Genomic DNA, 23,722 nt, shown 5'->3' with positions numbered 1-23,722 from the left:
AGGACGGAGGGAGCCGTCCTGGGAAGACCCGGTCAGCGGGAGATCTGGGCGAGGTGGGCGTCCAGCGCGGCGCGCTGCTGGTGAGGCGTCAGCAGGGGTTCCTCGGCGACCACGAACGTCTGGGCCCCCATGAGGAAGGCCAGCAGGTGGGCTGCGGCCAGGTCCGCGTCGACCGCCGCGGGGACGTCCCCCGCGCGGCGCGCCTCCTGCAGCCAGCCCACGACCTGCGTCCGCCACTCGCGCAACGCCACCGCGTTGACGCCCGCGAACCGGTCGTCGGCGACGGTACGCCCCCAGAACGAGACGACGATCCGCGCCTCCAGCACCCGCGTCTCGTCCAGCGGCAGCACCTCGAGGCAGAACGCCCGCAGCGCCTCCAGTCCGCGCCGGTCCCCGATCGCCGCCGCCACCCGGTCGTTCGTCTGCGCGAACACGTACTCGAACGAGGCCTGCAGGAGTTCGTCCTTGCCGGCGAAGTACCGGTTGAGCGCGCCGTTGGCGTACCCGGCCTCGGCGGCGATGTCCCGCATCGTCACCGAGTCCAGCCCGTGCCGGGCCACGAGGCGCCAGGTCACGTGGATGATCTCGCGGCGGCGCGCGGCGTGGTCGACGAGACGGGGCATGACGCCGGGAACGCTAGCAGCGGGTCTGCCAGGGTGGACGCGTGCTTCCCCGCTCCGGCAGCGCCCTGCCCCCCGGCCACGTCCCTGCGAGCGAGGTCGAGGCCGTGCTCGCGGCGGCCCGCGCGGACCGGGACCTGCCGTGGCCGCAGACCACCGCGAGCACCTGGGCGCGGGTGCGCCGCGACGGCGACCGCACCGGGCACGAGGCGCTGGTCGCCGCCCTCACCCACCGCACCTCCCGAGCCGCGCTGGCCGCCCTCGCCGACCCGGCCGACCCCGTCCTCCTCGACACCGTGGCCGACGCGGTCCTGCTGCGGTGCGAGCAGTCGAGCTGGTGCTGGCCAGCGCACGACGAGACGCTCGTCCCCGATCCCGCGCGTCCCGTCCTCGACCTCGGCGCCGGGGAGGTCGCCGGCCAGCTCGCCTGGACCGACCACCTCCTCGGGGGCCGTCTCGACGAACGCTGGCCCGGGCTGCGCGCCCGGCTGCGGCACGAGGTGCGCGTGCGCGTCCTGGACCCGTTCCGGCAGCGGCGGGACTGGCACTGGCTGGGTCTCGAGGGCGACGTCCACAACTGGAACCCGTGGATCCACGGCAACGTCCTGACCGCCGCCCTCGCCCTGACGGACGGGGCCGAACGCGCCGGGCTGGTCGCGCTCGCCGTGGAGGGGATCGACCGCTACGTCGCGGCGCTCCCCGCGGACGGCGCGACCGACGAGGGGTTCGACTACTGGTTCAACGGCGCGTGCCGCGCGATCGAGGCGCTCGACCTGGTCCAGGACTGGACGCTGGAACCGCGGCTGCGGGCGACGACGGGTTTCGCCTCCGCCCTGCACCTCGGCGGGACGTGGCACGCGTCCTTCGCCGACTCCCGCGCCCGCGCCGCCGACGACCTGCCCTGGCACGCCCTGAACGCCGCGGCCCGCGCGGTCGGCAACGTCGAGGCGCAGGCCCACGCGGCGTTCCTCGCCGCGGAACAGGAACGGGCGGGGCGTCCCCGGGTCGACGTCCGTGTCGGGCTCGGGCGGGTCGTGCGCGAACTGGCCGACGACGAGTGGTGGGCCGCGCGCGACCGGGCCGCCGCGCCCGTGCAGCCCCGCCGGTCGGTGCTGTCCTCGCTGCAGGTCCTCGTGGCGCGGTCGGACTCCCTGAGCGTCGGGGTCAAGGGCGGTCACGACGACGAGCACCACAACCACTGCGACGTCGGGTCCGTCGTCGTCGCCCTGCGCGGGGTTCCCGTGGTGGTCGATCCCGGCCGGCCCACCTACACCGCGGCGACGTTCGGGTCCGGCCGGTACGGGATCTGGACGATGGGCAGCGCCTGGCACTCCGTGCCGCAGCTGGGCGGGGTCGACCAGGCGCCCGGGCGCAGCAGCAGCGCGCGCGAGTTCGCGCTCCGTCTCGAGGAGGACGTCGACGAGGTCGCGATGGACCTGCAGGACGCCTACCCGGGCAGCGGGGTGCGCTCGTGGCGGCGCACGGTGCGGCTCGACCGACGCCGGGACGAGGTGCTGCTGAGCGACCGGTGGAGCGGCGCCGACGCCGGAGCGGCCTCCGCCGTGCACCTCGTCCTCGCCGGTGCGGTCCAGCTGACCACGGGTCGCGCGGTCGTCGAGGCGCTCGACGGGGCGGGTGCGCTCGAGCTGTGCTGGGACCCGTCGTCGGTGGTCGGGGCCGGCCTCGACGTGCGGGAACTGGACGACGACATGCTGCGCGGAGTCTGGGGAGACCGGCTGACGCGGCTGCGGCTGGAGCTGTCCGCCGCGCCTGACGGTGCGCTGGACGTCACCTGCAGGGCGTCCGCTCCCGGATGCGGAGGGTCGAGCACGCGCTGATGCTGAGGGCGTGACCGAGCAGATGGAAACCACCGCACCCGGCGCGCCGACGACGAACGACGCGGGCATCCCCGTCGCGAGCGACGAGCACTCCCTGACCCAGGGTCCCGGCGGCGGGATCCTGCTCCACGACGCGTACCTCATCGAGAAGATGGCCCAGTTCAACCGCGAACGCGTCCCGGAGCGCGTCGTGCACGCCAAGGGCGGCGGCGCCTTCGGCGAGTTCCGCGTGACGGGCGACGTCTCCACGCACACCCGCGCCGCGCTGTTCCAGCCGGGCACCACGACGCCCGTGCTCGCGCGCTTCTCCACCGTGGCCGGCGAGTCCGGGACCCCGGACACCTGGCGCGACCCGCGCGGGTTCTCCCTGAAGTTCTACACGTCCGAGGGGAACTACGACCTCGTCGGCAACAACACCCCGGTCTTCTTCGTCAAGGACCCGCTGAAGTTCCAGGACTTCATCCGCAGCCAGAAGCGCCGCGCCGACACCCACCTCCGCGACCACGACATGCAGTGGGACTTCTGGACGCTCTCCCCCGAGTCCGCGCACCAGGTGACGTGGCTCATGGGTGACCGCGGCATCCCGCGCACCTGGCGGCACATGAACGGCTACGGCTCGCACACGTTCCAGTGGATCGACGCCGAGGGGAAGCGCACCTGGGTCAAGTACCACTTCACGACCGACCAGGGCGCCGAGTTCTTCACGCAGGACGAGGCCGACCAGATGGCCTCGATCGACACGGACTACCACATCCGCGACCTGAGCGAGCACATCCGCGACGGGGAGTTCCCCTCGTGGACGCTGTCGGTCCAGCTCATGCCGGACGAGGACGCCGCCGGCTACCGGTTCAACCCCTTCGACGTGACGAAGGTGTGGCCGCACAGCGACTACCCGCTGCACGAGGTCGGCAAGCTCACGCTGAACCGGAACCCCGAGAACTACTTCGCCGAGATCGAGCAGGCCGCCTTCGAGCCGTCGAACATGGTCCCGGGCATCGGCGTCAGCCCGGACAAGATGCTGCTCGGCCGCATGTTCAGCTACGCCGACGCGCACCGCTACCGCATCGGCGCGAACTACGCCCAGCTGCCGGTGAACCACGCGAAGTCCCCCGTCAACAGCTACGCCAAGGACGGGGCCATGCGGTACAGCAACCCCGGCGACCCGGTCTACGCTCCGAACTCCTACGGCGGACCCGCAGCCGACCCCCAGCGCGCCGGGCACACCGGGCGCTGGGACGCGGGCGGTGAACCCGTGCGGGCCGCCTACGAGCAGCACGCGCAGGACGACGACTGGGGACAGGCCCGGTCGCTCCTCAACGACGTGATGGACGACGCGGCCCGTGGTCGATTCGTCGACAACGTCGTGGGCCACCTGCTGAACGGCGTCAGCGACGCCGTGCTCACGCGGGCCTTCGCCTACTGGGACAACGTCGACGGCGAGATCGGCCGGCGGATCCGCGAGGGCGTGTCGGCCAAGCAGGACCTGACGGACCCCAAGGCCGAGGAGCAGGGCAACTCCGCCCGCCGTTCGGCGCAGCACAAGGCCTGACCCTGGGGACGGTGTCCCGTCTCCGACGGCGTCCAGCCCCCGCGGCCACCGCGGGGGCTGGAACGCAGCCGTCGATCAGGCGGTGCCTCCGGTCCTCTCGTCGCCCACCTCGACCATGAGGAACTGCGTCCCGTTCCGGGACCGCAGGTACACCGTGTGGTAGACGTACCCGGCGACCACGATCCCCGCCGCGACGCCGAGGCTGACCCACTGGGAGGGGTCGAAGACGCCGATCCCCACGACCGCGACGATGACCAGGAGCGCCACGAGCGCTGGCACCGGCCACAGGGGCATCCGGAACAGTCCCGCTTCCCCTGCCCCCGGTCGGCGACGCACGACGACGGCCGCGACGGCGATGAACGCGAAACCGGTGACGACGAGCGACCCGGTGGCGTTGGCGAGCACGGTCATCGGCAACAGGCAGCAGATGCCCGAGATGACCCCCATGACGACGGTCGCCACGCGCGGCATGTGTGCCGCCCCGGACACGCGGGACAGCGGCAGCGCGAGCAGCGGTGGCAACGCGCCGTCGCGGGCGGCGACGTACAGCAGCCGCCCCGCCTGCAGGCTGAGCGCGATGTTCGCGTTGAGGATGGCGAGGGCCATCGACAGGAGGACGAAGACGGACAGGGCGTGACCGGCGCGCTGTTCGAGGAACGCCTGCACGGGCAGGTCGGAGCCGACGAGGCCCTCGATGGAGTCCGCGCCGAGCATGACGGAGGTGAGCGGGACCACCTCGAGGACGACGGTGACGACCGCCGACCAGAGCACCGCACGGGGGATGTTCCGTCGCGGATCCCTGGTCTCCTCCGCGAAGTACACCGCTCCCCCGAAACCGAACTGTGCGAACACCCCCTGCGTCACCACCAGGACGAGGCCGGCGATGCCGACCGGGGCGAGGGATCCGCCGTCGCCGATCGCCTGCGGATCCAGGAGGTCGGTGAGGGGACGCTCGACGTGGGCCACGCCGAGCGTGGTCAGCAACACCAGAGCGGCGACCTCGACGAACAGGAACGTACCGGTCACCCACGCGTTGGTGCGGATCGTCAAGCAGGACACGACGGTGGCGATGACCGTCACGACGAGCGCGGTCACGACGGGATCCATCCCGGCGATCGTGACGCCCAGGTAGTCGGCGACACCGAGGGCGAAGACCGCTTGCGACATCGGCAGGGAGATCAGCCCCAGGAAGAAGACGGCGCTCCCGGACGCCGGACCCAGCGTCCGACTGACGAGCGCGTAGTCACCGCCGGCGATCGGGTGGCGAGACCCCAGTTCCGCGTAACACAGGGCCACCAGGAGGCTGATGACCCCGCCGACGAGGAATCCCCAGAACACGCCCGTTCCGTAGGTGGCCAGAGCTGCACCACCGAGGATGAAGACGCTCGCCGCCGGCGAGATGGACGACAGCGTCAGCAGCACGTTGCCGCCGACGCCGAGGGACCGCTCGAGGCCCTCCGGAGCCGGCCGCGTCTCGTCGCCGATGGGGCTGACCGGTGCTTGCGACATCTGCGGACCCTCTTCTCGAAGACCTCGTCATTCTTTGACGTCTGCGTCAAAGAATCTGGGGGAGATTCGCACAGCGCGTGTGTACTGTCAACCCATGGCCCGTCACCGTGACCAGGCGGCGCGACGGAGCGCCCTCATCGAGGCGACCTACGCGGCCGGTCTCGAACGCGGCCTGCGCTCGCTGTCGCTGAGCGACGTCGCGAAGAAGGCAGGGCTGACGCGCGGCGCCGTCCTCTACTACTACGACGACCTCGACTCGCTCCTCGTCGAAGCGCACGCGGCGGGTGTCACCCGGTTCTGCGACGAGCGCGATGCGCTCGTCGCCGCCGAACCCGATCCCCGCGCCAGGCTCGGGATCGCGATCCGCGCCGGCCTCCCCTCCGGCCCGGACGACGCCCTGATGCGGCTGCTCCTCGAACTCGACGTCCTCGCCGGGAACTCGGTGCTGCACGAAGAACTGATGCGGGAGCTGAACCGCCGTCAGTGTGCGACGTACCAGGGCATCGTCACCGCCGGGGTGGACGAGGGCGTGTTCTCCCCGGCCCTGGGAGCGGAGCTCGTGGCCCGGACCTTCGTCGCTCTCGAGGACGGCTACGGCATCCACATCGTCGCCGACCGCGTGACGACGCACGAGGAGGCTCGGCGGGCGATGGTCGCCGTTGCAGCGCAACTGGGCTGCCCCACCGCCTGACAGCAACGCCGCTCGCGGGGGAACTGTTGTCGGCGTCGTGACGAACGTGTTTGACTGAGTGCACGTGCGGGAGAAGCCGGGACGGTGTCGTCGTCCCCGCACGTTCCGCCCCGCTGACGACTCCTCGTCGTCGCGGCGCTCGTTGCGAGAGGACCCCACGATGAGAACAGAAGCGTCCCGAGCAGTTCGCTCGGACCAGGTGGCCGAGGGCCTCATCTGCCTGACCCTGGCATGGGACCAGATGCCCGAATCGGTGTCGCTGGAGGGCGGCAGCGACCGCATCCTGCGCGAGCCCGTGTGCGCGATCCTCGTCCTGACGTCGATGGGCTGGGTACTGCTCGACACGGGGACGGACGCTCGGCGGTTCCGCGGCGAGAACCCCGACAGGGACCTCTACGCCCCCGCCGGGCTGCCCGAGTTCCTGACCGACGGCGATCCACTCGTCGACGCCCTCGCGGACCACGGGCTGGAGCCGTCGGACATCGCCGTCGCTGCTGTGTCGCACCTGCACTTCGACCACTCGGGGGGTCTGCGCCACCTGGCCGCAGCCGGTGTCGAGGTCTGCATCCAGCGCAACGAGTTGGAGTTCGCGATGAACGGTGCCGGTCGGGAGGACGCGTACCTCCGCGAGGACTACGACGATCCGGCCATCCGCTGGCGCCTCCTCGACGGTGACGCCGTCATCGCTCCTGGCGTCGACGCCGTCTCCACCCCCGGCCACACCCCGGGCCACATGTCCTACCGGGTGACCACTGCGGAACGCACGTGGCTGTTCGCCATGGACGCCATCGACCTGCAGGCCGGGATCGACCTCGACCGGGTCGTCGGCACCTGGGCCCGCGAGCAGGACGCACCGCTGGTGCGCTCGTCGCACGACCGGCTCACCCGGCTGACCCGGGAGGGGGACGCCCGCCTCGTCGCCGGCCACTGCCCGGAGACGTGGCCACCCCTGGACGTCCCGCCTCTCCCCCGGAACGGAACTGCACGATGACGTACGTCAACGTCCTCCCCAAGAGCGAGGACGCCCAGTCCCGCCTGACCGAAGACGCGGACGCCGTCCTGGACATGCTGTTCGCGGCCACCAGGGACGTCCTCGGGATCCCCGAGAACGACATCATCGTGGAGCTGAACCGGTGCACCACGATCTCGTTCAACCGGTCGGCGTTGGAGGCCGCAGTGGCACCTGACGTCGTTCTCACCTTCGTCACCAGCGACCACCACCTGCAGCCCCTGTTCCCGGCCCTGTGCGATCGGGTGGTCAGCGACTGGAACGGCCGGTTCGGGGACGTCAAGGTCGAAGTGTGGGTGAGCCTGCTCCAGAACTCGGGGACCAACATCGACCTCGGATCGACCACTGCGGACGGCGCGCTCCTCGGTTGAGAGCCCCGTCCGACCGCTGCGTCGACCCGGCACGTCCGCTCAGCGACGAGGACGCGGGAGGACGCTGAGGAGTTCGTACAGGACGTGCGCAGCGGCGATGCCGGTGATCTCGGCGTGGTCGTAGGCCGGGGACACCTCCACGACGTCCGCGCCCACGACGTCCAGCCCGTCCAGGCCCCGCAGGACCTCGAGCAGCTGGGCGCTCGTGAGACCGCCCGCCTCCGGAGTTCCCGTCCCCGGCGCGAACGCCGGGTCCAGCACGTCGATGTCGAGAGAGACGTAGACCGGTCGTTCCCCCAGCCGGGTGCGGACCTCGCTGATGATGTCGTCCAGAGGCCGGCGCACGAAGTCCCGCGCGTTCACGGCGGTGAACCCGAGCGAGGCGGACTCCTGCAGGTCGAGGGAGGAGTACAGCGGCCCGCGGATGCCGACGTGGGCGGAGTGCTCGAAGTCGACCAGCCCCTCCTCCGCGGCGCGGCGGAAGGGGGTTCCGTGCGTGTACGGGGCACCGAAGTAGGTGTCCCAGGTGTCGAGGTGCGCGTCGAAGTGCAGCACCGCGATCGGCCCGTGCATCGCGTGCAGGTTCCGCAGGAGCGGCAGCGCGATGGTGTGGTCACCGCCGATCGTCAGCAGGGTCCGGCCCGTGCCGCTGAGTTCCCGCGCCGCGGCGTGGACGGTGTCGATCGCCTCCTGCAGGTCGAACGGGTTGACGCCGACGTCCCCTGCGTCGGCGACCGTCCGGCGTTCGAAGGGGCTCGCGTCCAGGGCCGGGTTGTAGGGGCGCAGCAGGCGCGAGGACTGGCGGACGTGCCCCGGGCCGAAACGGGCGCCGGGGCGGTAGCTGACGCCGGAGTCGAACGGCACCCCCCACACGAGGGTGTCGGCGCCGGGCAGGTCGGCGAAGCGCGGCAGCCGGGCGAAGGTGCCCTCCCCCGCGTACCGCGGGACCGCGGTCGCGTCGACGGGCAGGCCGGGAGCGCGCCGGGGGTGCGCCAGCGCGCTCGGGACGTGGTCGTTCTCGTGCACGGTGTGTGCCCTCTCGTGGTCAGGGGGTGGGGGCGGACCACAGCAGGTCCAGCCCCGCGAAGAGGCGTTCCAGCGTGGCCCGGATGGCCCGACGCGCGGCCGGTTGCAACGGGGCCCCGAGGTGGTCCACCTCGAGCCCGGCGAGGACCGACAGGACCAGGCGCGCGTCCGTGCGCGGGCTCGACGACCCGAGCGCCGTCACGGTCGCCTCCAGGTGCGCCTGCAGGCTCTGCAGCCAGGCTGCGGACGCGCGCTGCAGGTCGTCGCGCCGGGCGGCGGCGTTGAGGAACTCGTACTCCGTGAGGAGTTGCCAGCGGTGCTCGGTCAGGCCCGCGATGACGAAGTCCGCCAGCCGGCCCGCCACCTGCGCCGCAGTGAGGTCGCCGCCCAGCGTGGCGATGGCCGCGACCACCCGCGCGGTCTCGCGCTGGGTGTGCCAGGAGAACGCCGCCGCGATGAGCGCGTCCTTGTCCTTGAAGTAGTACGTCGTGGTGCCCAGCGGGACGGAGGCCTCGGCCGCCACGACGCGCATCGAGACGCCCTGGATGCCGTCCCGGCCGATGACCCGGAGGGCTGCGTCGACGATCTCCGTCTTGCGCTGCACGCCCTTGCGGCTCGGCGGCATGTCCTCCAGCCCGTCCGGCAGGTCTCCGACCGCGACCACGCTGCGCCCCCTCACCGCTCGTGCACTCCCCGCGCGCCATCCAACCAGGCGACGAGGTTCTCCCCCAGGGCCGGGACGCTGTAGCCGCCCTCGAGCAGGACGACGAGGGGCAGTCCGAGGCCGGCGACGGCCTCCCCGATCCGCGCGTAGTCGGGGGTGTCGAGGAGCGCGTCGCCCGAGACGTCGCCACGGAAGGTGTCGAACCCCAGCGAGACGACGACCGCCTCCGGGGCGTGGGCCGCGGACCGCTGCAGGGCGTCCTGCAGGAGGTCGAGGTACTGCGCGCCCTCCACGCCCGGGGGCAGTGGGACGTTGATGGTGGCCCCGGAGCCGTCTCCGCTGCCGCGTTCCTCCGCGTGTCCCGTGAAGTAGGGGTAGGACCGCCGTGGGTCCCCGTGCAGCGACGTGTAGACGACGTCGGCCCGGTCGTGGAAGAGGGCCTGCGTTCCGTTGCCGTGGTGGAAGTCGACGTCGACGACGAGCACCGTGGCCACACCCCGGTCGCGCAGCGACTGCGCGGTGATGGCCGCGTTGTTGAGGTAGCAGCCGCCGCCGAACACCGACCGGGTGACGTGGTGGCCCGGGGGCCGGCACAGGCCCACGGCGAGCCGGTCGCCCGCCAGCACCGCGTCGGCAGCCGTGAGCGCGGTCAGCACCGACCCGCGGGCTGCGCGCCACGTCCCGGGCCCCACCCCGGTGATGGTGTCGAAGCAGTAGCGGCCCATCGCACCACCCTCGGTCACGTCCACCGGGCGGACCGCGGCCGGCGTCTGCAGCCCCTGGTGCCAGAAGGTGTCGGCGAACAGCAGACCGCCGTCGTCGGTCTCACGCGGTGCCTCGTCCCACGCACGGCGCAGGAAGTCCAGGAGGTCGGTGTCGTGGACGCGGGCCATGGCGGCGTCGACGTCCCCGCGTGGGGTCGGTTCCACCTGCCGGGCCCACGCCGTCCCGCGCAGCGCCGCCAGGACGGACTCCATGCGGGCCGGGGTGTCGAAGGCGGGGATGGGGCGGCCGCACTGGACCTCGACGTCCGGGTGGTGCCCCTCGTGGTCAGGGGCGAGGACGACGGGGACGGTGGTCACGGGGTGGCTCCTTCACGGGGGGCGGTGTGCTCGTGGGTGGCGGGGCCACCGACGGCCTGACCACGGGACAGGGAGACGAGGGCGACGTAGACCGCCGTGGTGACCAGCAGGCCGGGGATCCAGGAGACGTCCCCGCCGCCCAGGCGCTCGGCCAGCGGCCCGGTGAACCAGGAGTTCGCGGCGAAGGGGAAGCCGGCAGCGACGCCGATGACGTAGGAGGCCATCACCTTCCAGCTGACCCCGCGGACGGTCCAGGTGCGACGGTTCTCCCAGTAGGGACCCTTCCGCGCGTACATGGCGCTGACGTCGTAGGTGCCGTGCTGGACGAGGTAGAAGTCGACCAGGTTCACCGCGCCCCACGGGATGAGCAGCAGGAGCAGGAGGGAGATGAACGCCGAGAGGTTCGCACTGAAGTCGCCCGAGGCGAACATCGCCAGCGTCGTGCCGAGGACGAACGTGGGCAGCAGCGTCAGCAGCCGCGTCCGGAAGCCGGTGCTCACCCGGACGAAGGTGGACAGGCCGGTGATGAGGTTGAGCATCCCGCCGTACACGTTGAGGACGTTGGTCAGGACGAGCCCGACGGCGGACACGAGGAGGACGACCTCGGCGGCGCCGCCCCCGCCCATCGCTGCGCGGGCCCCGAGGAAGATGTCCGCCGCACCGAACTTCAACGAGATGAAGGCACCGAGCAGGCAGACGGCCGTGGCTGACAGGAACACCCCGGCCGCCGTCCACCCGAACACGGCGCGCCCGGACGTCCGCGAGGGCAGGTAGCGGGAGTAGTCCGACACGAACGGCGCGTAGGTGAGCGCGAACGACGTGGCCACGCCGGTGGCGGTGAGGAAACCCGCCAGCGTGACCGGTCCGGCCGGGGCCGGGGTGTGCGGGTGCACGACGGCGGCGACGCCGATGACGAGCAGCGCGATCGTCAGGGGGACGGTCGCCCACTTCGACACGTGGTGGATGGCGTTGTACCCCACGAGCGCGATGACGAAGCTGACCGCGGCGATGAGCAGCATCGCCGGCCGGATGCCGAAACCGCCGTCGGTGGCCGCGGCGATGGACTGCCCCCCGGCCACCGTGACGGACACGGTGAACCCGGCGTACATGAGCATTGCCGCGGCGACGGGGACGAGGGCTCCGTAGTACCCGAACTGCCCACGGCTCTGGATGAGCTGGGGGATCCCGAGGCGTGCCCCCTGCACCGAGTGCAGGGCCATGAGGACCGTGCCGAGCACGTTGCCGAGGACCACCGCGAGCGCGGCGTACCAGATGTTCGGGCACGTGAGGGCGATGACGAACCCGAAGATGCAGTTCCCGACGTTGAGGTTGGCGGAGAACCACACCGCGAACAGGTCGCGGGCCCGCCCACGCCGGTCGGTCTCCGGGACGGGGTCGACGTGGTGCGCTTCGACGTCGGGACCGGCGGAGTCGCTGGTCGTCATCGACATGGGATCTCCTGGTGTTCGGCGAGGGCGCGTTCGAGTTGGTCGGCGAAGAAGTCGGCGTCCACCTCCTCGATGCACAGCGGGGGTTTGAACTTCAGGACGTTGCCGTCGATGCCCGTGGGCTGGGTGATGACCCCGAGTTCCCGCATCCGCTCCGCGATGCTGCGGGCCGCACCGGGGGCCATGGGGTTGCGCGACCCGTCCCCGGAGACGAGTTCGACGCCCCGGTAGAGGCCGCGTCCGTGGACGGCACCCACCACCGGTGACGTCCGCGCCAGCTCACCGAGGCGCTCGGACAGGCGGGCACCGACGGTGTGGGCGTTCTGCTGCAGGCCCTCGTCGATCACGGCGCGCAGGACCGCGGTCCCGATGCGGCAGGAGACCGGCCCGCCCCCGGGGGAGGAGAAGAAGGACCGCTGCGCGGCGAACGACTCGGCGATCTCGGGCCGGCACGCCACGAACCCCAGCGGGTGCCCGTTGCCGACGGCCTTGGCCGCCACGAGGACGTCCGGGACGATGCCCTCGGCCTCGAACGCCCAGAACGTCGCCCCGGTGCGCGCGAAACCCACCTGGATCTCGTCGGCGATGGTCACGGCGCCGGCGGCGCGGACCATCTCGTAGGCCGACCGGAGGTAGCCGGGGACCGGCTCGACGCCCCCCTGGGACCCGAGCAGCGGTTCGCAGACGAAGGCCGCCGGGCCACCGCGCGCGGCGAGGTCGGTCAGCTGGTCGGTGAGCGAGGCCAGGTAGGCGGGGAGGTCGTCACCGTGCGCGCCGTGGAAGGCGTCGGGCGCCTCCGCGATCCACACGTCCGGGGACAGGGTGCTCCGCCAGTCCGGCCGGTCCCCCGGCATCGTCGCCAGTTCCCACGTCCCGGTGGTCCAGCCGTGGTACGCGTTCTCCAGGGCCACGACGGGGCGTCGCCCCGTGTGCGCCCGCGCGAGCTGCAACGCCAGGTCGACGGCCTCGCTGCCGGAGTTCACGAAGAACAGGCACCGGAGTTCCTCGGGCAGCACGGTCGCGAGGAGTTCGGCGTACTCGTCCATCGCGTCGTAGAGGAACCGCGAGTTCGTGTTGTGCCGCTGGAACTGGTCGACGGCAGCCGCGGTCACGCGCGGGTGCGCGTGCCCCACCGCGGCGACGTTGTTGACCACGTCCAGCAACCGTCGGCCCGAGTCGTCCCACAACCACTGCCCCCGCCCGCGCACGATCGTGGCCGGCTGGTCGTAGTAGAGCTCCTGTGCCGCCGCGACGTACCGGCCGCGTGACGTCCCCGGTGCGGTCCGGTTCCCGCGCGCAGGAAGACCCAGCAGTTCCGCGGGGTCCGGGCACAGGGCCGCGAGTGCCGGGAGGTCGCGCGCCCGGCAGGTCTGCGGCAACCCCACCGCGGAGCCGACGTGGACGCGCAGCCGGTCCTCCCGCACGACGCCCACGACGTCCCCCGCGGCGACGGTCCGACCCGCCGGGAGCCTGGGTCGCACACCGCCCAGGGTGAACACCGAGGTGGCGGTCAGGATCTGCACCTCGTCGTCCTCGACCGCGCCCACGGTGCCCGCGACCGGCGAGAGGACGGGGGTGCGTTCGGGGACGGCGACCTCCGTCGACAGCGCCGTGCCGACCGGGTCCACCACCCGGTCCTCCTCGCCCGGGAGGTCGACCGGGTCGCCCCAACGGCGCAACACCTCCAGACCGGAGGTGTCGGCGAGGACCGGAACCCCGTCCACGGCCGGAGCGGGCACGGCGGCGTGACCGGCGGCATCGCGCAGGACGGCTGCGGCGACCCGAGCGTCGACCTGGAGCAGCGCGCCGAGCGCCGCGCCGTCGGTCGCGACGAGGTCCGTGAGGTAGCGGTTGTCGTCGGCGTGCAGCGCCTCCGCTGCTTCGAGGGCGACGCAGAGAGCGGCCCGCGCCAGTACGACGGTCCAGAGGTGATGGATCTCGGCGGCGGTCAGCGGGACGACGGAGGTGAAACCCCGCACGACGTCGCCGACCGCGCCGAGGGGGTCGGCGAGCTGCCGGGACGCCGCCGCGTGCGCCGGCGCGGCGACCTCGCTGAGGCGCCAGGTGTGGACGAGGTCGCCGAAGTCGATGACGCCGTCGATGGTGACGGAACCGTCCGCGGCCCGACGGGACCCGAGGACGTTCCAGTCGGTGATGTCGGTGTGGGCCAGCTGCCGGGGCAACGCGTCCGCCACGGGGAACGACGCGTCCAGGACGGTCAGGGCGCGGACGACCAGGGCCCGCTGCACCGCCGGGAGATCGGCCTCCACCCGGCGCAGGGTCTCCCGCGCGTGCTGCGGGTCCCAGTCGGACACCCGGTGCACCGCCGTGGCGGCTCCCCCGGTGGGCGTGAACCCGGCGAGGGCCGCGCTCACCCGACCCGCCACCCGTCCCAGGCTGCGGATCACGTGCGGGCCGAGGTGGCTCACCTCCCCCAGCACCCGCCCGGGGACCCAGGTCGAGAGCACCGCCGTCCGGCCGTCGGGCAGGGACGTCCCTCCCGTCGTGCCGCCGAGCTCGCGGGGGGTGCGCAGGTCCGGGCAGGCGGAGGCCACGTGCTCGGCGACCTCGGACTGCAGTCGCAGGAAGTCGCGGTCCTCGCCGGCGCGCAGCACCTTCAGGGCCGTGCGCGTGCCGTCAATCGCGCGGACGTCGAAGACCTGCGCCTCGGAACTGCCGCGCTCGAGCACGTGGGCGTCCAGACCCCAGGTCGAGCGGACGAGCGCGGCGGCGTCGTCCACGCTGAGGGACGCGGTCACCGCGGACCGCCCCCGCGCTCCTCGGCGATGGAGTTCCCGCCGTCGACCACGAGCACCTGACCGGTGAGGTACGACGCCCCCGGGGACGCGAGGAACGCCACGAGCGAGGCCACCTCCTCCGGGCGTCCCGGACGCCGCATGGGCGTGGCCCGCCCCATCTCGACCTCCTTCTCCGACGAGGAGCTCGTCTCGATCCAGCCCGGGGCGACGGCGTTGCAGGTGATGCCGCGGTCCGCCAGGTCGATGGCCAGCGATCGGGTCAGGCCGACGGTGGCGGCCTTGGCGGCGTGGTAGGCCGCGTCCCCCGGGTAGGCCATGACGGGGCCGGACACCGACGACACCGTGACGATCCGACCCGTCTGCGCGGGGAGGTGGGGCAGGGCGGCGCGGGTGACGAGGAAGGTGGTGTCGAGGTTGCGGGAGATCCCCGCCCGCCAGTCCTCCAGGGTCGTGGACTCCAACGCGGAGGGTTCCTCCGCCCCCGACACGGAGACCATTCCGGCGTTGTTCACGAGGACGTCCAGGCGGCCGAAGGCGTCGACCGCCGTCTGCACGAGCGCCTGCGCGGTGTCGGGATCGGTGAGGTCACCCACGAACCCCTCGGCCGTCGCCCCCTCGCGCCGCAGCTCGGCCACGCGCTCGTGGATCCGGGCGGTCGTGGCGGCCACCACGACCGCGAAGTCGCGGGCGAGGAGTCGGGCGCACGCGAACCCGATCCCGGTGGGGCTACCCGTGCCCGTGACGAGAGCGACCGGCCGCTCGGAGTGCATCGTGGTCATGTCCGCTCCCATGAGTCGTACGTTCGTACGGGTTCACAGCATGGGACGCAGCCCACGAGATGCGCAAGGGGGTCAGGCGAGCTCGTGGAACCGGATGCAGACGAACCCCGGTTCGGGACGGGCCAGGCCGACGACGACGGTCCGGGTCAGCCACTCGTGCTGCGGGGCGTCGGTCTGGAACTGCGCCGACGTCCGGTAGTAGAACTCGGTCTCCTCGACGGGCTCGCCGGCGTCGGCGCGGGCCTCGACCTCGGGGGTGGAGACCCAGAACCCGCGGTTGCGGATGTCGATGACGGCGCCGTCGTCGGCCTGGAGCAGGTACCTGGCGTCCAGTTCGGTGCCGTTGGCCCGCGAGACGGACCAGTCGCCGCCGTGCGGGAGGACCTTGCCCCGCAGGCGTGGCCCCTCGACGGTGCCACCGGTGATCGGAGTGAACCAGACCTCTTCGCGCTCCCCCCGCCCGATGCGCAGCGGCGGATCGCACGCGACACGGGCCTCGAAGGCGAAGCGCAGGGACGGTGGCGGCGGCGTGGACATGGAACCCCTCCAGGGGCGTCGGTGGTGACGCAGAGTGGTGTCAGTAAACCTGACGGATTGGTGGGGACGGAAGTCTTGTGCGGGCGCGTCCCGACGTGCTGCACTCGTACGGCCGTCCGAGACCAGCAACCTCCTGGAGTCACCGCCGACCGTCCGACGAGAGGAACGCCCCCGTGTCCACGCCCCCCTCCCCCGCCGTGCCGCCGGGCGACGCCACGCACCTGAAGCACGGCGTCCTCGGCACCGGCAGCATCGTGTTCATGGTCGTGGCCGCCGCCGGGCCCCTGACGGTCCTCGCGGGGATATCCCCGCTGGCCATCGCGATCGGAGGCGTCGGCGCGCCGGTCGCCTACCTCGTCGGCGGGGTCGCCCTCACGGTCTTCGCCGTGGTCTTCACCCGCATGACCAAGCACGTCGGCGCCGTCGGCGCGTTCTACGCCTACGTGACCAAGGGCCTGGGCCGCACCTGGGGCCTGGCCGCCGCCCTGCTGGCCCTGATGTCGTACAACACGCTGCAGGTCGGGGTGTACGGCCTCTTCGCCGTCCAGGCCAAGTCGACGCTGGTGACGCTGTTCGGGGTCGACGTGCCGTGGTGGCTCATCGCTGTGGTCGCCATCGGCCTCGTGTACCTCGTGGGCTGGGCCGGCATCGACGTCGGTGCCAAGGTCCTCGGCGTCCTGCTCGTGGCCGAGACCGCGATCCTGCTGCTGCTGGCGTTCTCGGTCCTGGCCAAGGGCGGGACCGGCCACCTCGACGCCACCTCGTTCACCCCCTCCGCCGTCTTCCAGCCGGGGATGGGCGCCGCCATGGCCTTCGCCTTCGCCGCGTACACCGGGTTCGAGTCCACCGCGATCTACCGCCGCGAGGCCCGCGACCCCGAACGCACCATTCCCCGGGCCACCTACATCGCCATCACCGGCATGGCGCTGACGTACGCCTTCATCGTCTGGGCCGTCGTCCAGGCCTTCGGTTCCGCCCAGGTGCAGGACGTGGCGAGGGAGAACCCGCCGGCGCTGTTCTTCACCGCCATCACCCAGTACGTCGGACCCTGGGCCGCGACGATCATGTCGGTCCTCATCGTCACCAGCGTGTACGCCGCTCAGCTCGCGTTCCACAACACGATCAACCGCTACGCGTTCGCCCTCGCCGAGGACGGCGTGCTGCCGGGGTTCTTCGCCGCCGCCCACCCGCGGTTCCGCTCCCCCTACCGGGCCGGCCAGGTGCAGTCGGTGCTCGCCCTCGTGGTCGTCATCGCCTTCGCGGTCGCCGGCGCCGACCCCTACACCCAGCTCCTGCTGTGGGTGAACACCCCCGGCGCGATCGGGATCTCCACGCTCATGCTCCTCGTCTCCATCGCCTCGCTGGTGTACTTCGTGCGGCGCAACCCGTCCGCCAGTTCCCCTTCCACCGTCGTCGCCGGGATCGTCGCCAGCGTCATGCTGGCCTTCGCCCTGTGGATCGCGCTCGACAACATCGAACTGATCACGGGCTCGACGACGGTCACGAACGTCGTCCTCGCGGGCATCGTGCCCGCGACGATCGCCCTCGGGCTGCTCTACGCCCTGCGCCTCAAGCGCACCCGACCGGACGTCTACGCCCGCATCGGCGAGGGCCGGGACGAGGAAACAGCCGGTTCCGGAGCGCCCGGTACTGTCCCGACCAGCTGACCACCCACCCCCTCGAGCAGATCGGAAGCACCCGTGTCCCCGCAGCACCCCGGCGTCCTGGCCGACCTCAACCTCTTCAGCGGCGCCCCGCAGATCGACCACTTCGGCCGCATGGCCGAGGTCGTCGGCACCCGGGCGATGGCCCCCTCCGCTCACCCCCGACCGTGGCCCGAGGGTGCGCGGATCGACCTGCCCACGACCTTCTCCTTCGACGGTTCCGAGCACAGCGTCGAGGAGTTCCTCGACGACACCGAAACCTCCGCCGTGCTCGTCCTGCACGACGGCCGCGTCGTCCACGAGCGGTACTTCCGGACCGGCGGCCCGGACGTCCCGTGGTTGTCGATGTCGGTGGCCAAGAGCTTCGTCGCGACCCTCGTGGGTATCGCGGTGCAGGAGGGCCTCATCCGCGACATCGAGCAGCCGATCAGCGACTACGTCCCCGTCGACCCCGGTTCCGCCTACGACGGCGTCCCGATCCGCAGCGTGCTGCAGATGTCCTCGGGCGCGGTGTGGAACGAGGACTACAGCGACCCCGAGGCCGACGCGCTGCGGCTGGCCCGCGCCACCTCCGGGCAGGGAGGGAACCTGGACACCCTCGTCGCCACCCTGGCCAAGGAACGCGAACCGGACGTCCTGTGCCGGTACAACTCCTGCGACACCCAGGCTCTAGCGGCACTCATCCGGCACGCGACCGGCCGGCACCTCGCCGACTACATGCAGGAGAAGCTCTGCGAACCACTGGGGTTCCAGCACGAGGGCGCCTGGGTCGTCGACCCGAGCGGCGTCGAGATGGGGTTCGCGGGCCTGAACCTCGTCGCCCGCGACTTCGCCCGTCTCGGCGAGTTGTACCGCAACGGCGGGCAGGTCGACGGGGTGCAGGTCGTCCCTTCCGACTGGATCCGCGCCGCCGTCACCTCGTCCCTGCCGCACCTGGAAGCGGGCCGGGTCGTCGTCGGGGGCGGGATCACGCCCGAGGGCTACGGCTACCAGTGGTGGCTGCCGCCGGGCGAGCGCGAGGAGTGGATGGCCGCCGGCGTCTACAACCAGTACGTCTACGTCGACCCGGCGAACGCCGTCACCGTCGTGAAGCTGTCGGCGAACCGCAAGTACGGCACCGCGGACGCCGAGAGCGCCCACCGCGAGGGCCAGTCGCTGGAACTGCTGCGCGCGATCGCCCGCAGCTTCGACTGAGGTTCAACCCTCCTCGCGCAGCCGCCGCGGCGAGCGTCCCGTCACGGCCCGGCAGGTCTTGTTGAAGGCCTGCAGGTCGGGGATGCCCACCGTGGCGGCGACCGCGCTGACGGACATCGTCGTCCGCGTCAGCAGGTGCACGGCGTGCTCGATCCGCCGGCGGCGCACGTACCCCGCGATCGTCTGACCCGTGGTGCGGGAGAACACGCGCGTGAGGTGGTCGGGCGAGACCCCGACCGTCCGGGCGATCTCCGGGACCGTGACCACGTCCGCCAGGTGCGCCTCGACGTACGACATCGTCTCGGCGACGTAGTTCTCCGCCAGGCCCGGAGTTCCCGGCTGCGGCCGGACGGCGTCGCGCAGGCGCAGCAGCACCATCCAGACGTCCGCGCGGGTGCGTTCGGGGAACGCCGCCGCGCTCGCGACGGCCGAGGCCATGAGGTCGGTGAACACCGGCAGGTTCGGGCCGGCCGTCACGACGAGCGCCCGCGGGCCCGTCGCGTCCAGCACCGGGGCGCGGACGTGCGCGTAGAGGTGCTGCGACGGGCCGCGGTAGCGGTACCGGACGGGGGTCGCCGGTCGCACCAGCGACAGGCTGCCCGGGGTGATGGGGTGGGTCGTGCCGTCCACCTCGAGGTCGGCGGTGTACTCGTACAAGTGCAGCGACCACAGGTCGGGCAGCTCGAACTGGTCCACCGCGCGGTCGCGCCCGTGGACGCTCCGCCCCTGCGCCACGACCTGCGGCGGTCCGGTCAGGTCGACGCCGAGCATGCCGCTTTCCTACCAGCAGACGTCGGCTGGCCGCCACGACGAGCCCCTCCGGCCGCGCCTAGCGTCGACCGCATGACCGCTCAGGTGGACCGCAAGCACCTCATGACGTCGGTGGAGATGGCGCACTTCGTCGCCCACGGCGCGATCGCCTTCGAGGGCGTCGTGCCCGACGAGCTGAACCGCCGGGCGATCGACGTCCTCGACGCCGGCATCGACCCCGTGCCGTACGGGACGCCGCTGGACGTCGCGTTCCCGGAGGGCACGTTCGTCCGCGAGCTCATCGACCTGCCCGTCGTGGCCGGCGCGATCCAGAGCCTCGTCGGGCCCTCCCCGAACGTCGACCACCACGCCGTGCACGTGCGTCCCCCGCGCGGTGGCGAGGCGCAGAACATGCACGGCGACGCGATCCTGGACACCCGCCGCGACGCGTTCGACGCGCAGCTCATGTACTACCCCCGCGAGGTGACGCTCGAGCAGGGCGGAACCCTCAGCGTCCCGGGGACGCACCTGCGCCGGATCAACCAGACCGGGATCGGCCGCTACCAGAACCTCGCCGGCCAGACCCGCCTCACGTGTCCCGCCGGGACCGTCGTCCTCCTGCACCACGGGATCTGGCACGGCGGCCGCCGCAACGACTCCGACGTCCCCCGCTACATGTTCAAGATCCGCTTCAACCCCGCCGTGCGGCAGCTGCGGTTGTGGAACACCGACGACATCGACAGCGACGGCGTGCGCCGCGAGCTGACGCAGCAGTTCGGCTGGACCAACGCCAACGAGGGTCGGCTCGAACTCGTGAACCGCGCCAAGCTGTGGCGGACGCTGACCGGCGACGAGAACTTCGACATCGACTACTACCTGACCCGCGAGACGCTGCGACCGCAGTTCATCGCCCCCGGTGCCACCGACGTGCGGTTGGGCTCGAGCCTCGCCGCCGACGGCTGGGGTCGCTGAGTCCGTCGCCCATCCCCACTCGTTCGAGGAGAACAGCGTGACCACGACCACCCCGCTCGGCCGCGTCGAGCAGTCCTTCGCCGTCCCGTCCACCACCCCGACCGTGCGCCAGCAGGTCATGGTGCTCTACCTGGGGACCTCCGCCCTCGACTCCGCCGTCATCGGCTGGACGCGCTACGACGGCACCGGTCGCTCCCGCCCCACCATGGGCGACAGCGACGAACCCCCCTACGCCACCGGCCTCGACGCCCTCCTCGACGGGTGGCGGCTGCTGCAGATGTCGCAGCTCCTGTCGCACGCCGAAGGGCACGAGTACGACACCGCGTACCTGCCGTACGAGTTCCTCTTCGAGCGGCTGGTGGACGTCGGCGGGGCGTGATCGGCGGGGTCAGCCCGCCGTCCTCACGGCGGAGAGGAGTTCCTCGCTGACGTCCCAGAGTCGCCGGGCGTCCTGAGGGTCGAGGGCGTGGGGCAGGACCCCGTGGATCCCGTCGAGGTGGTCGACGACCCGGGCCTCGGTGCAGTCCTCGAAGTAGCGCCCGCCGACGCCGGCGACCAGGGGTGAGGTGTCGAGGAACACCGATGTCGCCGCCCCCTGTTCGGGGGTCTTCATGTGGAAGGCGCCGCTCGCCTCGGCCTGCTGCGACTGCGCCTCGGCGGCGGCGCGCTGTTCGTCCGACCAGTGGCGTTGCAACGGGGTCCAGATGCCACCGGGCATGAGGGCGTTGGCCGTGACGCCGTCGGCCGACCAACGACGGGTCAGTTCCACGGCGAACAGGGAGTTCGCCGTCTTCGACTGCCCGTAGGCCGACCCCGGGTCGTAGGCACGCCGCTCGAACATGAGGTCGTCGAACACGACCGGCGAGGCAGCGTGGCCGCTGGAGGACACGACGACCACGCGGGCCTCGCCCACCTCGGCCGCCCCTGCCACCAGCGCGGCGCGCAGGCCGGTGGTGAGGGCGAAGTGGCCCAGGTGGTTCGTGCCGAACTGCAGCTCCCACCCCTGCGCGGTGGTCGCACGCGGCGTGTCCATCACCCCGGCGTTGGCCACGAGCAGGTGCAGGGGCGCGTCACCCCAGCGGGCGGTGAACGCGTCCACCGAGGTGAGGTCGGCGAGGTCCAGGGGTTCGACGCGCGGAGCCGGCGCGGGCGAGCCCGCCGCCCGGGCCGTGGCGGCGATGTCTGCGGCGGTGCGCTCCCCCGCGGCGGTGTCGCGGACGGCGAGCACCACCTGAGCCCCGGAGTGGGCCAGGGCGCGGGCCGTCTCGACGCCGATGCCGGAGGCGCCGCCGGTGACGACGGCTGTCCGGCCCGACAGGTCGACACCGTCCACCATCTCGAGGGCGGTGCTGCGGCTCCCGAAGGGGCTGGTGATCCGTGACTGCTGAGTGCTCGTCATGGCACCACCGTAACCAACTAGTTGGTTACCCGCTACCCTGGTGGCGTGCGAGACGGAAAGGCCAGCCGGCGACGACTGCTCGACGCGGCCGCGGTGGAGTTCGCCGCCCACGGCTTCGCGGGGGCCCGGGTCGACCGCATCGCTGCGGCGTCCGGGGTGAACAAGCAGCAGATGTACTCCTGGCACGGCTCCAAGGACGGCTTGTTCGACGCCGTCTTCGACGACCAGTTGCAGCACATCGTCGACGCCGTCCCCTTCGACGCCGACGACCTTCCCGGATACGCCGTGCGGCTCTACGACTCCTACCTGCGCGAACCCGAACTCATCCGGCTCACCAGCTGCAACCGGCTCGAGCGGCGCCCCACCGGCGACCTCCTGCGCGACCACCGGCACCTCGCGCAGCCGAAGCTCGACGCGATCGTCGCCGCCCAGGCAGCCGGGCGCGTCGTCCCGGAGCTGCACCCCGCTGATGTGTACTCGCTGGTCATCGCCCTGGCCGGGACCTGGTCCCCGGTGAGCGGAACGTTCACGGCGGCGGCGACCGACGACGAGGTCGACCACGACCGGCGTCGCGAGGCACTGCGCCTCACGGTCCAGCGCGCCTTGACTCCCGCGCCCTGAAACCCTTGACATGCAAGTCCGTACTTGCGCATCATGGAGCGCAGTGGACGTCTACCAGGCCTTGGCCGACAACACGCGCCGCCTCCTGCTCGACGAACTGCTGCAGCGCGACGAGCAGACCCTGTTCGAACTCTGTTCCCGACTGGCGATGCACCACGCCATCACCTCAACCCGACAGGCGGTGTCCCAGCACCTCGCCGCCCTCGAGTCCGCCGGCCTGGTCCGCAGCGAACGCCGGGGCCGCCAGAAGGTGCACACGATCGACACCACACCACTGGCGGTCATCACCGACCGTTGGCCCCTCCCGGAGGACGTGCGATGAAGCTCCAGACCGTCAGCATCTTCGTGGACGACCAGCAGCGCGCCCTGGAGTTCTACACCGGCCCGCTCGGCTTCGCCGTCGCCGCGGACGTCCCCCTGGGGGAACACCGCTGGCTCACGGTGGTCGACCCCCGGCAGCCGGAGGGAACCCAGCTGTCCTTGGAACCCAAGGCCCATCCCGCCGTGCCACCGTTCACCTCGGCCCTGGCCGCCGACGGCATCCCCTACCTCGTCCTGGGCGTCGACGACGTGGCGGTCGAGCACGCACGCCTCGAGGCCGCCGGGGTCGTCTTCACCCAGCCGCCGGTGGCGATGGGGCCGGTCATCACCGCGGTCCTGGACGACACCGTCGGCAACCTGGTGCAGCTGGCGCAGTTCGCCGGCTGAGGTCGGGGACGGTTGCGCAAGGGTGGGCCCCAGGGGATCTGGGGTGTCCGACCAGTCCGTCAGCCAGGGATCGACGGCTGATGCAGGCGAGCACGATCCCACTTCACGACGACGAGCGTTCCACCAGGCTCCGGACCCGAGCTGCGATGTCGTCGCGGACGAGTCGCATCCGCTCCATGCCCTCGATGCCGCGCAGGGACGGCTCGTCGGTCTCCCAGACCTCGACGGGGGTGCCGTCGACGGGCTCGACCTTCGCCTCGCCGCCGAGCACGACGACCAGGTCGGCGGCGCGGACGAGGTCGTCGGTCAACTGCTTCGGACGCTCGGCGCTGATGTCCACGCCGGCTTCGGCCAGGCTCTCGACGGACAGGGCGTTGAGCTCGACGCCGGCCTGGGTGCCAGCGGAGTCGACGGTGACGGCATCCCCGGCGGCCTGACGCATGAGGCCGGCGGCCATCTGCGACTTGCCGCCGTTCTTCACGCACACGAAGAGGATGGTGGGTTTGGGCACGGCGATCTCCTGGGACGGTGA

At 72.1% G+C, this 23,722-nt stretch carries 24 protein-coding genes; 12 read left to right on the top strand and 12 right to left on the bottom strand.

Features of this window, described 5'->3' with window-relative positions; translation table 11 throughout:
* Positions 1–32 precede the first annotated feature (32 nt).
* A complete protein-coding gene (locus ACFEMC_RS03585) occupies positions 33–623 on the bottom strand; it encodes a TetR/AcrR family transcriptional regulator (protein WP_380173687.1) in 591 nt (196 codons plus the stop codon).
* Between the two features lie 41 nt (positions 624–664).
* Between ACFEMC_RS03585 and ACFEMC_RS03580 the strand changes: the two genes are divergently transcribed.
* Both ACFEMC_RS03580 and ACFEMC_RS03575 read left to right on the top strand, forming a co-directional pair.
* Positions 665–2,458, top strand: coding sequence for a heparinase II/III family protein (locus tag ACFEMC_RS03580; RefSeq protein ID WP_380173685.1), 1,794 nt, complete (start codon positions 665–667; stop codon positions 2,456–2,458).
* Positions 2,459–2,480: 22 nt separating this feature from the next.
* Positions 2,481–4,007, top strand: a complete 1,527-nt coding sequence (locus ACFEMC_RS03575; RefSeq protein WP_380176574.1) for a catalase — start codon at positions 2,481–2,483, stop codon at positions 4,005–4,007.
* Between the two features lie 75 nt (positions 4,008–4,082).
* Here ACFEMC_RS03575 and ACFEMC_RS03570 read toward each other — a convergent pair whose 3' ends face one another.
* Complete coding sequence (locus ACFEMC_RS03570; RefSeq protein WP_380173683.1) at positions 4,083–5,516, bottom strand: APC family permease; 1,434 nt, start codon at positions 5,514–5,516, stop codon at positions 4,083–4,085.
* 94 nt (positions 5,517–5,610) lie between these two features.
* Between ACFEMC_RS03570 and ACFEMC_RS03565 the strand changes: the two genes are divergently transcribed.
* From ACFEMC_RS03565 to ACFEMC_RS03555, 3 genes are all read left to right on the top strand, one after another.
* Positions 5,611–6,207, top strand: a complete 597-nt coding sequence (locus tag ACFEMC_RS03565) for a TetR/AcrR family transcriptional regulator (RefSeq protein ID WP_380173681.1) — start codon at positions 5,611–5,613, stop codon at positions 6,205–6,207.
* Positions 6,208–6,406: 199 nt separating this feature from the next.
* Positions 6,407–7,198, top strand: a complete 792-nt coding sequence (locus tag ACFEMC_RS03560) for an N-acyl homoserine lactonase family protein (protein WP_380173679.1) — start codon at positions 6,407–6,409, stop codon at positions 7,196–7,198.
* Positions 7,195–7,587 carry a hypothetical protein gene (locus tag ACFEMC_RS03555; protein WP_380173677.1) on the top strand — a complete coding sequence of 131 codons (393 nt, stop codon included), beginning with the start codon at positions 7,195–7,197 and terminating at the stop codon, positions 7,585–7,587. The genes ACFEMC_RS03560 and ACFEMC_RS03555 overlap by 4 nt, the downstream gene beginning before the upstream one ends.
* Before the next feature lie 39 nt (positions 7,588–7,626).
* On the opposite strand, the gene speB is transcribed toward ACFEMC_RS03555, so the two are convergent.
* The 7 genes from speB to ACFEMC_RS03520 all read right to left on the bottom strand — a co-directional run bounded on the left by speB (position 7,627) and on the right by ACFEMC_RS03520 (position 15,882).
* Positions 7,627–8,613, bottom strand: a complete 987-nt coding sequence (gene speB / locus ACFEMC_RS03550) for an agmatinase (RefSeq protein ID WP_380173675.1) — start codon at positions 8,611–8,613, stop codon at positions 7,627–7,629.
* Positions 8,614–8,632: 19 nt separating this feature from the next.
* Complete coding sequence (locus ACFEMC_RS03545; RefSeq protein ID WP_380173673.1) at positions 8,633–9,277, bottom strand: TetR/AcrR family transcriptional regulator; 645 nt, start codon at positions 9,275–9,277, stop codon at positions 8,633–8,635.
* Positions 9,278–9,288: 11 nt separating this feature from the next.
* Positions 9,289–10,359, bottom strand: coding sequence for a histone deacetylase family protein (locus tag ACFEMC_RS03540; protein ID WP_380173671.1), 1,071 nt, complete (start codon positions 10,357–10,359; stop codon positions 9,289–9,291).
* Entirely contained in the window at positions 10,356–11,810 is a 1,455-nt protein-coding gene (locus ACFEMC_RS03535) for a purine-cytosine permease family protein (RefSeq protein ID WP_380173669.1), read from the bottom strand. The genes ACFEMC_RS03540 and ACFEMC_RS03535 overlap by 4 nt, the downstream gene beginning before the upstream one ends.
* Positions 11,801–14,566 (bottom strand): aminotransferase class III-fold pyridoxal phosphate-dependent enzyme, encoded by a 2,766-nt coding sequence (locus tag ACFEMC_RS03530; RefSeq protein WP_380173667.1) that lies wholly within the window; start codon positions 14,564–14,566, stop codon positions 11,801–11,803. Before ACFEMC_RS03530 ends, ACFEMC_RS03535 begins: the two co-directional genes overlap by 10 nt.
* Positions 14,563–15,345, bottom strand: coding sequence for an SDR family NAD(P)-dependent oxidoreductase (locus tag ACFEMC_RS03525; RefSeq protein ID WP_380173665.1), 783 nt, complete (start codon positions 15,343–15,345; stop codon positions 14,563–14,565). Before ACFEMC_RS03525 ends, ACFEMC_RS03530 begins: the two co-directional genes overlap by 4 nt.
* Positions 15,346–15,417: 72 nt before the next feature.
* Positions 15,418–15,882: a DUF3237 domain-containing protein gene (locus ACFEMC_RS03520; RefSeq protein ID WP_380173663.1), complete on the bottom strand. Its 465-nt coding sequence runs from the start codon at positions 15,880–15,882 to the stop codon at positions 15,418–15,420.
* Between the two features lie 173 nt (positions 15,883–16,055).
* On the opposite strand from ACFEMC_RS03520, the gene ACFEMC_RS03515 reads away from it, so the two are divergent.
* Together ACFEMC_RS03515 and ACFEMC_RS03510 are read left to right on the top strand one after the other, a co-directional pair.
* Positions 16,056–17,549 (top strand): APC family permease, encoded by a 1,494-nt coding sequence (locus ACFEMC_RS03515; RefSeq protein ID WP_380173661.1) that lies wholly within the window; start codon positions 16,056–16,058, stop codon positions 17,547–17,549.
* Positions 17,550–17,582: 33 nt separating this feature from the next.
* Positions 17,583–18,740, top strand: a complete 1,158-nt coding sequence (locus ACFEMC_RS03510; protein WP_380173659.1) for a serine hydrolase domain-containing protein — start codon at positions 17,583–17,585, stop codon at positions 18,738–18,740.
* A 3-nt stretch (positions 18,741–18,743) separates the two neighbouring features.
* Here the strand turns inward: ACFEMC_RS03510 and ACFEMC_RS03505 are convergent, their stop codons facing one another.
* Positions 18,744–19,511 (bottom strand): helix-turn-helix domain-containing protein, encoded by a 768-nt coding sequence (locus ACFEMC_RS03505; RefSeq protein WP_380173657.1) that lies wholly within the window; start codon positions 19,509–19,511, stop codon positions 18,744–18,746.
* Positions 19,512–19,583: 72 nt separating this feature from the next.
* Between ACFEMC_RS03505 and ACFEMC_RS03500 the strand changes: the two genes are divergently transcribed.
* Both ACFEMC_RS03500 and ACFEMC_RS03495 read left to right on the top strand, forming a co-directional pair.
* The gene (locus ACFEMC_RS03500; protein ID WP_380173655.1) at positions 19,584–20,462 is read left to right on the top strand and encodes a phytanoyl-CoA dioxygenase family protein; all 879 of its coding nucleotides are present in this window, start codon (positions 19,584–19,586) and stop codon (positions 20,460–20,462) included.
* Positions 20,463–20,565: 103 nt separating this feature from the next.
* Positions 20,566–20,841: a hypothetical protein gene (locus ACFEMC_RS03495; protein ID WP_380176572.1), complete on the top strand. Its 276-nt coding sequence runs from the start codon at positions 20,566–20,568 to the stop codon at positions 20,839–20,841.
* A gap of 9 nt (positions 20,842–20,850) precedes the next feature.
* On the opposite strand, the gene ACFEMC_RS03490 is transcribed toward ACFEMC_RS03495, so the two are convergent.
* Positions 20,851–21,861, bottom strand: coding sequence for an SDR family NAD(P)-dependent oxidoreductase (locus tag ACFEMC_RS03490; protein WP_380173653.1), 1,011 nt, complete (start codon positions 21,859–21,861; stop codon positions 20,851–20,853).
* Positions 21,862–21,906: 45 nt separating this feature from the next.
* Here ACFEMC_RS03490 and ACFEMC_RS03485 point away from each other — a divergent pair, with 45 nt between their 5' ends.
* From ACFEMC_RS03485 to ACFEMC_RS03475, 3 genes are read left to right on the top strand one after another with little or no spacing between them, the layout of a single operon-like run.
* Entirely contained in the window at positions 21,907–22,482 is a 576-nt protein-coding gene (locus tag ACFEMC_RS03485) for a TetR family transcriptional regulator (RefSeq protein WP_380173651.1), read from the top strand.
* A 10-nt stretch (positions 22,483–22,492) separates the two neighbouring features.
* Entirely contained in the window at positions 22,493–22,804 is a 312-nt protein-coding gene (locus ACFEMC_RS03480) for an ArsR/SmtB family transcription factor (protein ID WP_380173649.1), read from the top strand.
* Positions 22,801–23,190 (top strand): VOC family protein, encoded by a 390-nt coding sequence (locus ACFEMC_RS03475; RefSeq protein WP_380173647.1) that lies wholly within the window; start codon positions 22,801–22,803, stop codon positions 23,188–23,190. The genes ACFEMC_RS03480 and ACFEMC_RS03475 overlap by 4 nt, the downstream gene beginning before the upstream one ends.
* 103 nt (positions 23,191–23,293) lie before the next feature.
* Here ACFEMC_RS03475 and ACFEMC_RS03470 read toward each other — a convergent pair whose 3' ends face one another.
* Positions 23,294–23,701: a low molecular weight phosphatase family protein gene (locus ACFEMC_RS03470; protein WP_380173645.1), complete on the bottom strand. Its 408-nt coding sequence runs from the start codon at positions 23,699–23,701 to the stop codon at positions 23,294–23,296.
* Positions 23,702–23,722 lie beyond the last annotated feature (21 nt).

The sequence above is a fragment of the Kineococcus sp. DHX-1 genome (assembly GCF_042473625.1).
GTDB lineage: Bacteria > Actinomycetota > Actinomycetes > Actinomycetales > Kineococcaceae > Kineococcus.
This window is presented reverse-complemented; position numbering and strand designations above follow the sequence as displayed.

What these genes read in the sequence shown, in the direction of transcription:
- ACFEMC_RS03585 (WP_380173687.1), bottom strand. Translation starts at nt 623, where the DNA reads ATGCCCCGTCTCGTCGACCACGCCGCGCGCCGCCGCGAGATCATCCAC.
- ACFEMC_RS03575 (WP_380176574.1), top strand. Translation starts at nt 2,481, where the DNA reads ATGGAAACCACCGCACCCGGCGCGCCGACGACGAACGACGCGGGCATC.
- ACFEMC_RS03570 (WP_380173683.1), bottom strand. Translation starts at nt 5,516, where the DNA reads ATGTCGCAAGCACCGGTCAGCCCCATCGGCGACGAGACGCGGCCGGCT.
- ACFEMC_RS03565 (WP_380173681.1), top strand. Translation starts at nt 5,611, where the DNA reads ATGGCCCGTCACCGTGACCAGGCGGCGCGACGGAGCGCCCTCATCGAG.
- ACFEMC_RS03555 (WP_380173677.1), top strand. Translation starts at nt 7,195, where the DNA reads ATGACGTACGTCAACGTCCTCCCCAAGAGCGAGGACGCCCAGTCCCGC.
- ACFEMC_RS03535 (WP_380173669.1), bottom strand. Translation starts at nt 11,810, where the DNA reads ATGTCGATGACGACCAGCGACTCCGCCGGTCCCGACGTCGAAGCGCAC.
- ACFEMC_RS03525 (WP_380173665.1), bottom strand. Translation starts at nt 15,345, where the DNA reads ATGACCACGATGCACTCCGAGCGGCCGGTCGCTCTCGTCACGGGCACG.
- ACFEMC_RS03520 (WP_380173663.1), bottom strand. Translation starts at nt 15,882, where the DNA reads ATGTCCACGCCGCCGCCACCGTCCCTGCGCTTCGCCTTCGAGGCCCGT.
- ACFEMC_RS03505 (WP_380173657.1), bottom strand. Translation starts at nt 19,511, where the DNA reads ATGCTCGGCGTCGACCTGACCGGACCGCCGCAGGTCGTGGCGCAGGGG.
- ACFEMC_RS03500 (WP_380173655.1), top strand. Translation starts at nt 19,584, where the DNA reads ATGACCGCTCAGGTGGACCGCAAGCACCTCATGACGTCGGTGGAGATG.
- ACFEMC_RS03490 (WP_380173653.1), bottom strand. Translation starts at nt 21,861, where the DNA reads ATGACGAGCACTCAGCAGTCACGGATCACCAGCCCCTTCGGGAGCCGC.
- ACFEMC_RS03480 (WP_380173649.1), top strand. Translation starts at nt 22,493, where the DNA reads ATGCAAGTCCGTACTTGCGCATCATGGAGCGCAGTGGACGTCTACCAG.
- ACFEMC_RS03475 (WP_380173647.1), top strand. Translation starts at nt 22,801, where the DNA reads ATGAAGCTCCAGACCGTCAGCATCTTCGTGGACGACCAGCAGCGCGCC.